The following is a 13,497-nucleotide window of genomic DNA, read 5'->3' as shown; positions in this document are numbered from 1 at the left end:
CAGCGCCCATACGGCGCGCAGTAGACCGGTCCGGCCCCCGCCGGCACAGCCAGGAGAGCAGGCCATGCCCAGCGTATCGTTGAACGGCGAATCGGCCCGCAAGCGGCAACAGGAAGAAGTCATCGAGACCCGCCAGTTCCTGACTTTCCTGGTCGGTGCGGAATGCTTTGCCATGCCCATCGTCAACATCCGCGAGATCATCGAATTCGGTGGTCTGACCGAAGTGCCGTTGATGCCCGAATTCCTGCGCGGGGTGATCAACCTGCGCGGCTCGGTGGTGCCGGTGATCGACCTGTCGGTGCGTTTCGGTCGCCCGCCCACCGTCGAGGCCAAGCGTACCTGCATCATCATCATGGAACTGGTGCAGGACGAGCAGATGCTGCTGCTGGGCGTGATGGTCGACGCGGTCAGCGCGGTGCTGAGCATCGGCGTGGACCACATCGAACCACGGCCCTCCTTTGGCGCCGGCATCCGGGCCGATTTCATCGAAGGCATGATCAACGTCAGCGAGCGTTTCGTGGTGGTGCTGGACGTGCAGCGCGTGTTGTCGGTCGATGAGCTGGCCAGCCTGCTGGGCATGAGCGCCGACGACGCCCTGGGCGGCGTGCCGGTGCTGTCGGTCCAGGCCACGCGGGAGTAGCGGCCATGGCCAGCATCGGCGGTTCCGGCGGCATCACCCCCCCCCCCCTGGGCGGCAGCACAGGCCTGGGTCTGCAACTGGACGATGAGGTCAGCGATCACGACATGCAGCTGTTCCAGCAGTTGTTCAAGAAGCATATCGGCCTGCACCTGCCGCTGTCGAAGAAGGCCCTGCTGCAAAGCCGCTTGAGCAATCGTGTGCACGAGTTGGGCCTGCGCGAGCTGGGTCAGTACTATGCCCTCATCAGCAGTGAACAGGGTGGACAGGAACGGCAGCGCGCCATCGACCTCATCACCACCAACGAGACCTACTTCTTCCGCGAGCAGGGGCATTTCGATTTCCTGGCCGACGAACTGTTGCCGCTGTGGAGCGAGCGCAAGAGCCTGCGCGTCTGGAGCGCCGCCAGTTCCACCGGGGAAGAGGCCTATACCCTGGCCATGTTGCTGGACCATCATCGGCCGAGCGCCTCGTGGTCGGTATTCGGTTCAGACATCAGCACGCGGGTGCTGCGTTTCGCCCGTCGCGCCCTGTATCCGATGGCCCGCGGCCAGAACATTCCGCGCCCTTACCTGCGCCGCTATTGCCTGCTCGGCACCGGTGAATACGAGGGCCAGTTCCTGGTGCAGGCCGACCTGCGTGCGAAGGTCGAGTTTGCCCAGCGCAACCTGACCGCACTGCATGCCCATGACGATGGCATGTATGACCTGATCTTCCTGCGCAATGTGATCATCTATTTCGATTGCGAGACCAAGCTCAAGGTATTGCGCGACGTGATTGCGCGCTTGCGTCCGGGCGGTTATCTGGTGGTCGGGCATTCCGAATCCCTGCACGGCATGGAGCTGGACCTGCTGATGCATTCACCCTCCATCTACCGCAGGCCGCAATGAATACGCCGCCGGCAATCCGGGTCATGGTCATCGATGACTCTTCGGTGGTACGGCAGTTGATGCAACAACTGCTGGCGCAGACTGCCGACATCCGTGTCATCGGCACGGCGCCCGATCCGGTGTTTGCCTTGCGCAAGATGCATCAGGAGTGGCCGGACGTGATCCTGCTGGATATCGAAATGCCGCGCATGGATGGCATCACCTTCCTGCGCCAGATCATGGCCACCCGACCCACGCCGGTCATCATGTGCAGCGCGCGGGCCGGCGACAGCAGCCACGTCGCGGCCGAAGCACTGGCGGCCGGCGCGGTGAGCGTCATTGCCAGGCCGCAACTGGGTGTGCGCGAATTCCTGCAGGAGGCCGTGGTCGAACTGGCCAGCGCCATCCGCACCGCGATGCGGGCCGGACCCGGCAGCCGCAACGGTGTAGCCACCCCGGTACCGGCGCCGACACGGTCCGTGCCGCAGCTGTCCAGGCTGCGCCCGGTCAAAGCAGCATCGCGCGAAATACTGCATGATGCGGGTTGGACCTCGGGCTTGCAGCGCTACACCGCCGATGCCGTACTGAACCCGCCAGGGCCGGAAGACGGCTACCGTCCACCGACGGCACGCGTCGTCGCCATCGGTGCTTCCACCGGCGGACCACAGGCGCTGGAGCGGGTGCTGGGCCGGCTGGACCGGCGTTGTCCCGGCATCGTGGTGGTGCAGCACATGCCGCAGCGTTTCACGCGCAGCTTCGCCGAGCGGCTGCATCGTCTTTCGGGAGCCGAGGTCAAGGAAGCCGAGCATCTCGATGTGATCCTGCCTGGACGCGTATTGATCGCGCCGGGCGGCAAGCATCTGGTCGTGCGGCGCGATGGCCTGCAGTACTATGTGGAAACATTGGAAGGGCCGCTGGTGAGCCGGCACAAGCCATCGGTGGACGTGCTGTTCCGCTCGCTGGCGAAGGCCGCCGGCAGCAATGCAGTAGGCATCATCATGACAGGCATGGGGGACGACGGAGCGCGGGGAATGCGGGAGATGGCCGATTGCGGCGCCGCGACCTACGCTCAGGACGAGGCCAGCAGTGTGGTCTTCGGCATGCCGAAAGAAGCGATACACATGGGGGGCGTCGGTGATGTCCTCCCGCTCGACAATATCTCTGCCGTGATCGAAAAATATGCCTCTAGAGAATCTCAATGAGCTGATCGAATCCGCGCTGGTCGTCGACGACAGCGCCCTGCAGCGCGGCCATAGCGTGTCGCTGCTGCAGGAGCTGGGCGTCGATCTGATCTACGAGGCCGGTAACGGTAACGAAGCGCTGGATCTGCTGGCACTGCTCAAGCTGCCTCCCGGGCTGGTGGTGATCGACCTGGAAATGCCGGGCATGGATGGCATCGAGCTGATCCAGCAATTGCAGCAGAAGGGCATCGATATTCCGCTGATCGTGGCCTCCAGTCGCGAGACTTCCTTGCTGCTGTCGGTGGAAACCATGATCCATGCGCTGGGCATGAACCTGATCGGCGTCCTGCAGAAACCACTCAATCTCGGCCAGTTGCGCGCCGCGCTGCAAGGCTTCCGGCGTCATGGCGGCGATGCGCATGCGCATGACGATCCCTTGCCCTCGATGTGCGAAACCGACCTGGGCGTGGCACTCGAGGGTGGGCAGGTGCTGCCTTACTTCCAGCCCAAGGTGGATGTGCAGACCGGCATCCTCAAGGGTGTCGAGGCACTGGCGCGCTGGATTCATCCGGAACGCGGCATGGTGCCGCCGGACCGTTTCATTCCCCTGGCCGAGCAGTGCGGCCTGATCCACGACCTGACCATCAGCATGATGGACCAGGCCATGGCGCAGGCGGCGGTGTGGCATAGCCGGGGGCTGGCGATCAAGGTGGCGGTGAACCTGTCGCCGCTGTCGCTGGAGCAACCCGACTTTCTGCACCGCATCCTGGAACTGGTGGACAAGCATGCCTTGCCGGCCGAGAACGTGGTGCTGGAAATCACCGAAAGCTCGGTGGTCGCGCACAAGGGAAATTCCCTGGGCATGCTGGCGCGTTTGCGGCTCAAGGGCTTCGGCCTGTCGATTGACGATTACGGCACCGGCTTCTCATCGATGCAGCAACTGGCCCGCATCCCTTTCACGGAACTGAAGATCGACCGTTCCTTCGTGCATGGTGCGCATGAACGCAAGAACTTGCGCGTGATCCTGCAATCCGCGCTGGACATGGCGCAGCGCCTCGAACTGGTGACCGTCGCCGAAGGTGTGGAGACCATGGAAGACTGGCGCCTGCTGCAGGATTTCGGTTGCAGCCTGGGGCAGGGCTACCTGATCGGCAAGCCCATGCCGGCCAATGAGCTGTCGCTGTGGCTGAAGGGACATCATCGCCGCCTGCACGAGTTGCGACCGCTGGGACGCGGGGCGGCTACGGGCGGGGTCGCGTAGGCGACGGACAAGGCCGCAGGGGAGGGGTCACAGCCTGCTGACCGGCTGATCCGTGATGGCATCCAGAAACGGGCGGGCCGCTCCCAATCCGGGAATTTCCACCGTTTCATCGATCTCCAGCATCGGCGCCAGGACGAAGGCGCGCTGTGCCATGCGCGGATGGGGGACGGTCAGTTCCGCGCTGGCGATGCTGGCATTTCCATACATCAGTACATCCAGATCGAGCGTACGCGGCGCGTTGCGATAGGGCCGCTCGCGCCCGTGCTGCAGTTCGATCGCCTGCAAGGCGTGCAGCAGCTCCAGTGCGGGCAGGGTGGTGCTGACCAGCACCACCGCATTGACATAGTCGTCGCCGCTGGAGTCGATGGGGGCGGTGCGATACAGCGAGGAGCTGTGCATCAGGCGTGACTGCGGCAATCCTGCCAGCCGCGCGATGGCCTGCTCGACCGTGGCCCGGGCGTCGCCCAGATTGCCGCCTATGCCGATCCAGGCCAGGGTCTCGGGCCGGTTCATGCCGGCTTACTGGTCGTCGCCGGTGGGCGCTGCATCGAGGCCTGCGCCGCTGGTACTGGTGCGGCTGCGGCGACGACGGCGCTTGGGCGCTTCGGCGCTGCCGCCTTCACTGCCTGCTTCGCCAACTGCCTCGGCGGGCGCCGCGGCAGGCTTCCTGGCTGGCGCGTCGGCCACTTCTGCCGGCGCGGCCTGCTGTTCATCACCGCCCTCATTGCCGCCGCTGTCGCCGACGGACTTGCTGCGGCTGCGGCCACCGCGTCGCTTGCGCTTCTTGGGGCCGGCGCCGGCACTGCCGCTGGCAGTATCGGCCGGCTTGCGGGCGATCAGTTCTTCGCGTTCCGCAGCGTTGCCGGCGATGAAGGCTTCCCACCATTCGCCCAGTTCGGCATCGAGTTCACCGGATTGGCAGCGCAGCAGCAGGAAGTCGAAACCGGCGCGCAGGCGCAGGTGTTCCAGCAGCTTGTAGGGGGCCTTGCCGACCCGGCGCTCGAAGCGTGGCTGCATGGCCCAGATGTCACGCATGTCCGAGGCGATCTTGCGCTGCAGGGCCAGTTTCTCGGTCTGGGCATCCAGCACATCGTCAGCGGCCAGGTGCAGTGCAGGAATCGGGTATTCGCCGGCAGCCTGGTAGGCGCGCCATTTCTCCAGTACCTGATGCCACAGCAGCGAGGCGAACAGGAAGCCCGGAGAGACACCCTTGCCTTCCTTGACGCGGGCGTCGGTATTGGCCAGCGCCAGGCTGACGAATTTCTCTCCCAGGGGCTGTTCCAGCACCACGTCCAGCAGCGGCAGCAGGCCATGGTGCAGGCCTTCCTTGCGCAGTTGCTGCAGGCAGGCCAGGGCATGGCCGCTCATCAGCAGCTTCAGCATTTCGTCGAACACGCGCGCGGCCGGCACGTTGTCGATCAGCGGTGCCATCACGCGGATGGGGGCGCTGCTGGCCGGGTCGATGCTGAACTTGAGCTTGGCCGCGAAGCGCACCACGCGCAGCATGCGCACCGGGTCTTCGCGATAGCGCGCTTCCGGCTCGCCGATGATGCGCAGCTTCTTGTCGCGGATGTCGGCGATGCCACCGTGATAATCCAGCACCGTCTGGCTGGCCGGATCGTAGTACATGGCGTTGATGGTGAAGTCGCGTCGGGTTGCGTCTTCATGTTGTTCGCCGAAGGTGTTGTCGCGCAGCACGCGGCCATGTTCATCCTTGGGCGCAGCTTCGGCCGAGGCGCCACGGAAGGTGGTGACCTCGATCAGTTCCTGACCAAACATGACATGGACGATCTGAAAACGGCGGCCGATGATGAAGGCGCGCCGGAACAGTTGCTTGACCTGTTCCGGGGTGGCGTTGGTGGCGACGTCGAAGTCCTTGGGCTTGATGCCCAGCAGCAGGTCGCGTACTGCACCGCCGACGATGAAGGCCTTGTAGCCGGCATCCTGCAGGGTCTGCGTCACGCGCACCGCATTGGGCGAGACCAGCGCCGGGTCGATACCATGCTGCTTGGGGCCGAGCACGTCGGGTTCGATCTTGCCGCCCGCAGCGCCGGCCTTGGCCCGCGATTTCTTGACCGGTTCGGCGCTCTCTGCGGCTGCAGCAGCCTTGCCGCGGCCCAGGATGGAGCGAATCAGTTTCTTGATCATTGCACGTGGCCGTCGGCGAAGAGGTTCAGTACCGGCCAGCCACGGGACTGTGCATGCGCCAGCAGCTTGTCGTTGGGGTTGGTGGCGATGGGGTCGGTGACGCGTTCCAGCAGGGGGATGTCGTTCTGCGAATCGCTATAGAAATAGCTGCGCTCGAACTTGTCCAGGGTATGGCCCAGCTGGTCCAGCCAGGCTTCGGTATGGACGATCTTGCCCGGGCCGAAGGTCGGCGTGCCGCGCAGCTTGCCGGTGAGGTTGCCCAGGGCGTCCAGCTCCGGCAGGGCGGCGATGAGGTGCTCCACGCCGAAATGCGAGGCGATGGGCTTGGTCACGAAATGGTTGGTGGCGGTGACGATGGCCACCAGGTCGCCGGCGTCCAGGTGCTTCTTCACCAGGGCTACGGCTTGCGGCAGGATGGCCGGCTTGACCACTTCTTCCATGAACTGCTGGTGCATCTCGTCGAGTTGCTGGCGCGGGATGCGCGACAGGTTGCCCAGCGCGAACTCCAGGTAGGCCACCGGGTCCAGCGTGCCGTTCTGGTAATGGGCGAACCATTCGTCATTGGCTTTCCGGAAGCTGTCGGCATCCACGGCGCCGATGCGCGCCATGAATTCGCCCCACTCGTGGTCGGAGTCGAGCGGCAGCAGGGTATGGTCGAGATCGAAAAGGGCGAGGTTCATTGTTCTCCGGATTCCTGTTGTAACAGTTCGCGTAGCAAGGGGAGGGTGATGGCGCGCTTGGTAGCCAGCGAGTAGCGGTCCAGCGCGTCGAGCATGCGCGACAGCGAAGGCATGTCGCGCCGGTAGTGGGTGAGCATGTACATCATCACGGCCGGGGGGATTTCCAGGCCGCGGTCCAGCGTGATCTGCAGCAGGGCGGCGATCTTCTCATCATCCGAGAGATCATGGACCTGATAGATCAGGCCCCAGCCCAACCGGGTGCGCAGGTCTTCGCGCAACTCCAGGCGGGTAGGGGGCAAGGTGCCGCTGCAGACCATGCAGCCGCCCTGTTCGCGGATCTGGTTGAACAGGTTGAAGGCAGCGATCTGCTGCTCCTCGAACAACTGGTCCACGTCGTCGAGCAGGTAATGGCTGGTGCGGGGGCTGTATTCGAAGGCCGACTCGGGCGAGTCGGCGTGGATCAGGCGGGCATGATTGCCTTCCTGGCCGGCCTTGGTGGCCAGGGCGTGCAGCAGGTGGCTCTTGCCGGCCCCGGCTTCGGCCCAGAGGTAGATGAAGCGATCGGTGCTGGCACTGCCGGTATGGGTGGATTTGCCCACGCCGGCAGAGGCCAGCAGCTTCAAGCGCTCCAGCAGTTCTGCGTTGCGGCCGGTCACGAAGCTGTCGAAGCTTTGCGGCTGGTCCGCGCTCAAATCGAGCGGAATCTGTTTCATCGGCGTGTATCAGCTACGGGTGCCGCAGTTGTGCTGCGGCAAGTTAATGCAGGTCGGCGCGCGGCGCCGGACACTGCGCAGCTTCCCGGTCCTGCATGGAGGCTGTGATAAGACATGGACACTCTATCTAGCGGTTGTAAAAATTGCTGGCCAGGTACTCGCGCCGCACATGCATGGCGATCACCGAGACAATGGCCGAGGCCGGCAGCGCCAGCAGCACGCCGACGAAGCCGAACAGCTGGCCAAAGGCCAGCAGGGCGAAAATCACGACCAGCGGATGCAGGCCGATACGCTCGCCCACCAGCTTGGGCGTGAGGATGAAGCTTTCCAGCACCTGTCCCACGCCATAAATCAAGGCCACCCACAGCAGGCCGATGGCACCATCGAACTGCAGGATCGCCGCCAGGATCGCCAGCACCAGCCCCAGGCCGAAACCGACGTAGGGGATGAATACCAGCAAGCCGGTCAATACGCCCACCGGCAGCGCGCTGTCGAAGCCTGCCACCGTGAGCGCAACCGAATAATAGACTGCCAGCACCAGCATCACCAGCAATTGTCCGCGCAGATACTGTCCCAGCAGGCCATCGACCTCGGCGGCCATGGTATTGACGCGACCGGCCCAGCGGCGCGGAATCATGATCTGCACCCGCTTGAGGAAGGGATGCCAGTCCTGCAACAGGTAGAACAGCACCATCGGCACGAACAGCAGGTTGGCCAGCCACGCCAGCAACGCCGTGCCGCCCACCCGGGCCGAGGCCAGCACCGAACTCCACAGCTCGTCGCCGCTGGTGCTGATCTGCTGCGTGAGCAGGGCCTTGATGCCGGCCATGTCCAGGCGCACGTCGATGCCCAGCTGGTGCAGCCGCGGCGAGAGGAAGGCGTTCAGCTTGTCCAGCAGCGGCGGCACCTGGGCCTGCAGCAACGGGATCTGGCGCAGCACCAGCGGCACCACGATCAGCACCAGCGCCAGGCCGGCCAGGATCAGCAGCAACACCATGATGGTCACGCCCACGAAGCGCGGCACCCGCACCGGGCCCAGCCGGCGGCTGGCGATCCAGTCCACGCCCGGGTTGAGTGCATAGCCGAGGATGCCGGCAGCGACGAAAGGGGACAGCATCGGCCCCAGCGCCACCAGCAGGGACAATAGCAAAATGCCGACAATCAGCCACGCCAGGTTTTGTTTTTGCTCTTCGGACAAAGAAAAAGGCATGGATTCGGAGTTCGGGAGTGTCGGTTTTGTTAAAATCACGCTTTGGCAGGGCATTCTCCACCCTGAATCCCCTATTTTACCGTCTTCACTGGCAATATTTCATCATGACTTCACCTTCCAATGTCTCCCTCTCCTACCGTGACGCTGGCGTCGATATCGATGCCGGTGACGCCCTGGTCGAAGCGATCAAGCCTTTCGCCAAGCGCACTACCCGCGAAGGCGTGCTGGGCGGCATTGGCGGTTTCGGCGCCCTGTTCGAGATCAGCAAGAAGTTCAAGGAGCCGGTGCTGGTGTCCGGGACCGACGGCGTGGGTACCAAGCTCAAGCTGGCGTTCCACCTGAATCGTCACGATACGGTCGGTATCGACCTGGTGGCCATGAGCGTCAACGACATCCTGGTACAGGGCGCCGAGCCGCTGTTCTTCCTGGATTACTTTGCCTGCGGCAAGCTGGACGTGCCTTCGGCCACCGATGTGATCAAGGGTATCGCCGCCGGTTGCGAACAGGCTGGTTGCGCCCTGATCGGTGGTGAAACCGCTGAAATGCCCAGCATGTACCCGGATGGTGAATACGACCTGGCCGGCTTTGCCGTCGGCGCGGTGGAAAAATCTAAGATCATCGACGGCACCAAGATCGCTCCGGGCGACGTGGTGCTGGGCTTGGCTTCCTCGGGCGCGCACTCCAACGGCTACTCGCTGGTGCGCAAGATCCTGGACGTGGCCAAGCCGGACCTGGAAGCCGACTTCCACGGCCGCAAGCTGGCCGACGTGCTGATGGCCCCGACCCGCATCTACGTCAAGCCCCTGCTGTCGCTGATGGAAAAGCTGGAAGTCAAGGGCATGGTCCACATCACCGGCGGCGGCCTGGTCGAGAACATCCCGCGCGTACTGCAGGACCACCTGACCGCCGAACTGGATGCCAAGTCCTGGACCATGCCGCCGCTGTTCACCTGGCTGCAGCAGCATGGTGGCGTGGCCGATGCAGAAATGCACCGCGTCTTCAACTGCGGCATCGGCATGACTGTGATCGTCTCCAAGGAAAACGCGGACGCCGCCGAAGCCCACCTGAAGGCCGCTGGCGAGACCGTCTACCGCATCGGTACCATCCGCGCCCGCGCGGAGGGTGAAGCGCAGACCATCGTGCGTTGAATGGTGTAAATCGTTTCGCAAAATGAAAAAGGCTGCTTTGATGCAGCCTTTTTCATTTTTGCGGGGCTTTCCCGAGGTGTGGCGACTTGTCTTGTCAGGATGGCACCGGATTTCCCGCGGGAAATTTTGACTAGCCCGCCTGTCCCACATCCCCATCCTGCTCCGCCAGGATCTGTCGCGGTCCCGTCTGTACGCCGCGCGCCATGCCATTGGGCGGCGGCACGCGCACCGGTTCGCTGATGTCGGAGGCGGTCGAGAGGACATTGAGCGTGTCTTCCGGCAGGGCATCCCAGACCGGGTCGTCGATGGCCTCGAAGACGCGTCGCAACTGCGAACCCCAGCTGCGGCGGATCATCTGGAAATACTGGTTCTGCTCGTCGATGGTGACGAAACGGGTCACGGCCAGGTCTTCGCTCTCATAGACCAGCAGATCCAGCGGCAGGCCCACCGAGATGTTGGACTTCAGCGTGGAATCCATGGAGATCAACGCACACTTGGCGGCTTCGTCCAGCGAGGTCTGCGGAGTCACCACGCGATCGATGATGGGCTTGCCGTACTTGGATTCACCGATCTGGAAATAGGTGTTCTCGTCGTGCGACTCGATGAAGTTGCCGGCCGAGTACATCTGGAACAGGCGGCAGCGCTCGCCGCGGATCTGGCCGCCGAAGATGATGCTGACGTTGAAGTCGATGCCGAACTTGTTGAGCTCGGCCGCTTCGCGGTCATGCACGGCGCGGATGGCGTCGCCCAGGATCTGGGCAGCTTCGTACATGGAGGTCGCAGTCCAGATGCTGCGACCCTCGGCATTGGTGCGCTCGGTCAGCATCTGACGGATGGATTGCGAAATCGACAGGTTGCCGGCGGTCATCAAGACCATGACGCGGTCGCCCGGATTCTCGTAAACACTCATCTTGCGGAAGGTGCCGATATGATCGACACCCGCATTGGTACGAGAATCGGACAGGAACACCAGGCCGCTGTTGAGGCGCATGGCTACGCAGTAGGTCATGATGGAATCTTGGTACTTGGAAACGTAAAGCCGGATTTTACCGTAAGGCCCGGCGCCACAGCTTGCGCACCGGGGGCATCTGTCGTGACGTACCTACAGTAACGGCCTGTTTCCGGAAAAGATGACAGCGGCTGTGCTCCTTTCTCATGCTGCAGAGCACAGCCGGGGCCACTTACGCTGCCAAAGGAACAAGAAAATCGCGGCTGATGCGATTGCCCAGCTCGAAGATGCGTTCCAGGAATTCGGTCAGGGTGTCGTGCAGACCGGCTTCCAGGATTTCCTCGATGCGGGCGAACTTCAGGTCGGCATGGAGCTTGCCGGCGAAGCGCTCGGTGTCGGCCGAGACATCGTTGCGCACATGGTGCAGGTTGGAGATCACATTGCCCATGCAGGCCAGCAGCGAGCGCGGCATGTCGGCGCGCAGGATCAGCAGTTCGGCCACGCGCTCGGGGGTGATGACGTCGCGATAGACCTTGCGGTAGATCTCGAAGCCGGACACCGAACGCAGGATCGCGGCCCAGTAGTAGAAGTCCAGTTGCCCGGCTTCGTCGCGTGCGGCCTGGCTCTGTGATTGGGACTGCGATTGGGATTGCGATTGGCCGTTCTGCTTCTGCGACTGCGCTTCCTTGGCGCCGTGGAACTTGACGTCGATGATGCGCGCGGTGTTGTCGGCACGTTCCAGGAAGGTCCCCAGGCGGATGAAGTGGAAGGCCTCATCCTCCAGCATGGTGCCGATGGTCACGCCCCGTGACAGGTGCGAGCGATGCTTGACCCACTCGAAGAAATCGCTGGGGTTCTGCTCCAGCGCATTGGTCTGCAGGTAGGACTGCATCTTGATCCAGGTGGCGTTCTGGATTTCCCAGGCTTCCGTGGTCAGCGCGCCGCGCACGGCCCGCGCATTCTCGCGGGCCTGGCGCAGGCAGGAGGCGATCGACGACGGGTTGTTGGGATCGCGCACCATGAAGTCGATGACGTCCTTCTGCGTGAGCTTGTCGTATTTCTGGTTGTAGCCGTAGAGCAGTTCCGAGATGCCCAACACGGCGCGCCAGCCCTGCTCGGCGTCGTCGGTCGATTGCGGCAGCAGCGCGGTCTGTACATGCACATCGAGCATGCGGGCGGTGTTCTCGGCGCGCTCGGTGTAGCGGGCCATCCAGAAGAGGTGATCGGCGGTGCGGCTCAACATCGTTATTTCTCCAGAATCCAGGTGTCCTTGGTGCCGCCGCCCTGCGACGAGTTCACCACCAGCGAGCCTTCCTTCAAGGCCACGCGCGTCAAGCCGCCCTTGACCATCGTGATCTGCTTGCCCGACAGCACGAACGGGCGCAGGTCCAGGTGGCGCGGCGCGATGCCGGACTCCACATAGGTCGGGCAGACGGAGAGGGCCAGCGTGGGCTGGGCGATGTAGCCGTCAGGCTTGGCGATGATGCGGGCGCGGAAGTCCTCGATCTCCTGCCTGGTCGAGGCCGGGCCGACCAGCATGCCGTAGCCGCCGGCGCCGTGGACTTCCTTGACCACCAGCTTTTCCAGGTTGGCCAGCGTGTAGGAGAGGTCCTCCTTCTTGCGGCACTGGTAGGTCGGCACGTTGTTGAGGATGGGTTCTTCGGAAAGGTAGAAACGCACCATGTCCGGCACGTAGGGATAGATCGACTTGTCGTCGGCCACGCCGGTGCCGATGGCATTGGTCAATGTGACCTTGCCGGCGCGATAGGCCTGCAGCAGTCCCGGTACGCCCAGCGCCGAATCGGGGCGGAAGGCCAGCGGATCGAGGAAGTCGTCGTCGATGCGGCGGTAGATCACGTCGACCCGCTTGGGGCCGCGCGTGGTGCGCATGTAGACCACGTTGTCCTTGACGAACAGGTCCTGGCCTTCGACCAGTTCCACGCCCATCTGCTGGGCCAGGAAGGCATGTTCGAAGTAGGCCGAGTTGTACATGCCGGGGGTCATCACTACCACCGTCGGATCGGTCACGCCGGCAGGGGCCACCGAGCGCAGATTGTCCAGCAGCAGGTCGGGATAGTGATCGACCGGCGCGATCTTGTGGCGCTTGAAGAGATCGGGGAAGAGCCGCATCATCATCTTGCGGTTCTCCAGCATGTAGGACACGCCGGAAGGCACGCGCAGATTGTCTTCCAGCACGTAGAACTCACCCTCGCCGGCGCGCACGATGTCGACCCCGGCGATGTGCGCGTAGATGTCGTTGACCACGTTCACATCCTGCATCTCGCGCCGGTACTGGGCGTTCTGGAAGATCTGCTCGGGCGGGATGATGCCGGCCTTGACGATCTTCTGCTCGTGATAGATGTCGTGGATGAACATGTTGAGCGCCTTGACGCGCTGGACCAGCCCGGCTTCCAGCTTGGCCCATTCGGCCTTGTGGATGATGCGCGGGATGATGTCGAAGGGGATCAGGCGTTCGGTGCCGGCATCGTTTCCATAGACGGCGAAGGTAATACCGACGCGGCGGAAGATCAGGTCGGATTCGGCACGTTTGCGGGCGATGATTTCCGGCGATTGCGCGGAAAGCCAGCTGGCGAATTCTGTATAGTGCTGACGCACTTCACGATCTTCGCTGCCGGAGCCTCCTGAATACATCTCATCAAAAAAATGTGCCATAGGTTTGCTTCGCGTTCCCGTGGGGAGC

At 63.5% G+C, this 13,497-nt stretch carries 13 protein-coding genes; 5 read left to right on the top strand and 8 right to left on the bottom strand.

Translation table 11 applies throughout. The annotated features are described in order from the left end of the window. Positions 1-64: 64 nt before the first annotated feature. The 4 genes from ACEOAC_RS22020 to ACEOAC_RS22005 are packed head-to-tail and all read left to right on the top strand — an operon-like array spanning position 65 to position 3,948. On the top strand, positions 65-640 hold the full coding sequence (locus ACEOAC_RS22020; protein WP_077237428.1) for a chemotaxis protein CheW: 576 nt from the start codon (positions 65-67) through the stop codon (positions 638-640). A gap of 5 nt (positions 641-645) precedes the next feature. Continuing rightward, positions 646-1,527 (top strand): CheR family methyltransferase, encoded by an 882-nt coding sequence (locus tag ACEOAC_RS22015; protein ID WP_413628581.1) that lies wholly within the window; start codon positions 646-648, stop codon positions 1,525-1,527. Beyond that, positions 1,524-2,708 carry a protein-glutamate methylesterase/protein-glutamine glutaminase gene (locus ACEOAC_RS22010; RefSeq protein WP_413445007.1) on the top strand — a complete coding sequence of 395 codons (1,185 nt, stop codon included), beginning with the start codon at positions 1,524-1,526 and terminating at the stop codon, positions 2,706-2,708. Before ACEOAC_RS22015 ends, ACEOAC_RS22010 begins: the two co-directional genes overlap by 4 nt. After that, positions 2,686-3,948 (top strand): EAL domain-containing protein, encoded by a 1,263-nt coding sequence (locus ACEOAC_RS22005; protein ID WP_241811282.1) that lies wholly within the window; start codon positions 2,686-2,688, stop codon positions 3,946-3,948. The genes ACEOAC_RS22010 and ACEOAC_RS22005 overlap by 23 nt, the downstream gene beginning before the upstream one ends. Positions 3,949-3,975: 27 nt before the next feature. On the opposite strand, the gene folK is transcribed toward ACEOAC_RS22005, so the two are convergent. The 5 genes from folK to ACEOAC_RS21980 form a co-directional block, all read right to left on the bottom strand. Continuing rightward, a complete protein-coding gene (gene folK, locus ACEOAC_RS22000) occupies positions 3,976-4,461 on the bottom strand; it encodes a 2-amino-4-hydroxy-6-hydroxymethyldihydropteridine diphosphokinase (protein WP_413445008.1) in 486 nt (161 codons plus the stop codon). 6 nt (positions 4,462-4,467) lie between these two features. Next, positions 4,468-6,096, bottom strand: a complete 1,629-nt coding sequence (pcnB, locus tag ACEOAC_RS21995; RefSeq protein ID WP_413628580.1) for a polynucleotide adenylyltransferase PcnB — start codon at positions 6,094-6,096, stop codon at positions 4,468-4,470. Next, positions 6,093-6,776 (bottom strand): HAD family hydrolase, encoded by a 684-nt coding sequence (locus ACEOAC_RS21990; protein WP_006461777.1) that lies wholly within the window; start codon positions 6,774-6,776, stop codon positions 6,093-6,095. Before ACEOAC_RS21990 ends, pcnB begins: the two co-directional genes overlap by 4 nt. Beyond that, positions 6,773-7,489, bottom strand: coding sequence for a DnaA regulatory inactivator Hda (hda, locus tag ACEOAC_RS21985; RefSeq protein WP_006461776.1), 717 nt, complete (start codon positions 7,487-7,489; stop codon positions 6,773-6,775). The genes ACEOAC_RS21990 and hda overlap by 4 nt, the downstream gene beginning before the upstream one ends. Before the next feature lie 127 nt (positions 7,490-7,616). Next, positions 7,617-8,699, bottom strand: a complete 1,083-nt coding sequence (locus ACEOAC_RS21980; protein ID WP_077237421.1) for an AI-2E family transporter — start codon at positions 8,697-8,699, stop codon at positions 7,617-7,619. 104 nt (positions 8,700-8,803) lie between these two features. On the opposite strand from ACEOAC_RS21980, the gene purM reads away from it, so the two are divergent. Then, entirely contained in the window at positions 8,804-9,847 is a 1,044-nt protein-coding gene (gene purM / locus ACEOAC_RS21975) for a phosphoribosylformylglycinamidine cyclo-ligase (RefSeq protein ID WP_006461774.1), read from the top strand. Positions 9,848-9,977: 130 nt separating this feature from the next. Here the strand turns inward: purM and ACEOAC_RS21970 are convergent, their stop codons facing one another. From ACEOAC_RS21970 to ACEOAC_RS21960, 3 genes are all read right to left on the bottom strand, one after another. Further along, positions 9,978-10,856: a hypothetical protein gene (locus ACEOAC_RS21970; RefSeq protein ID WP_006461773.1), complete on the bottom strand. Its 879-nt coding sequence runs from the start codon at positions 10,854-10,856 to the stop codon at positions 9,978-9,980. A 172-nt stretch (positions 10,857-11,028) separates the two neighbouring features. Next, positions 11,029-12,039 (bottom strand): alpha-E domain-containing protein, encoded by a 1,011-nt coding sequence (locus ACEOAC_RS21965; protein WP_077237419.1) that lies wholly within the window; start codon positions 12,037-12,039, stop codon positions 11,029-11,031. 2 nt (positions 12,040-12,041) lie between these two features. After that, a complete protein-coding gene (locus tag ACEOAC_RS21960) occupies positions 12,042-13,469 on the bottom strand; it encodes a circularly permuted type 2 ATP-grasp protein (RefSeq protein WP_413443831.1) in 1,428 nt (475 codons plus the stop codon). Between the last annotated feature and the right edge of the window lie 28 nt (positions 13,470-13,497).

This window comes from Herbaspirillum frisingense (assembly GCF_047325095.1).
Taxonomy (GTDB): Bacteria; Pseudomonadota; Gammaproteobacteria; order Burkholderiales; family Burkholderiaceae_D; genus Herbaspirillum; species Herbaspirillum frisingense.
Note: the sequence above shows the minus strand (reverse complement) of the source record. Positions and strands in the feature narration are given on the sequence as shown.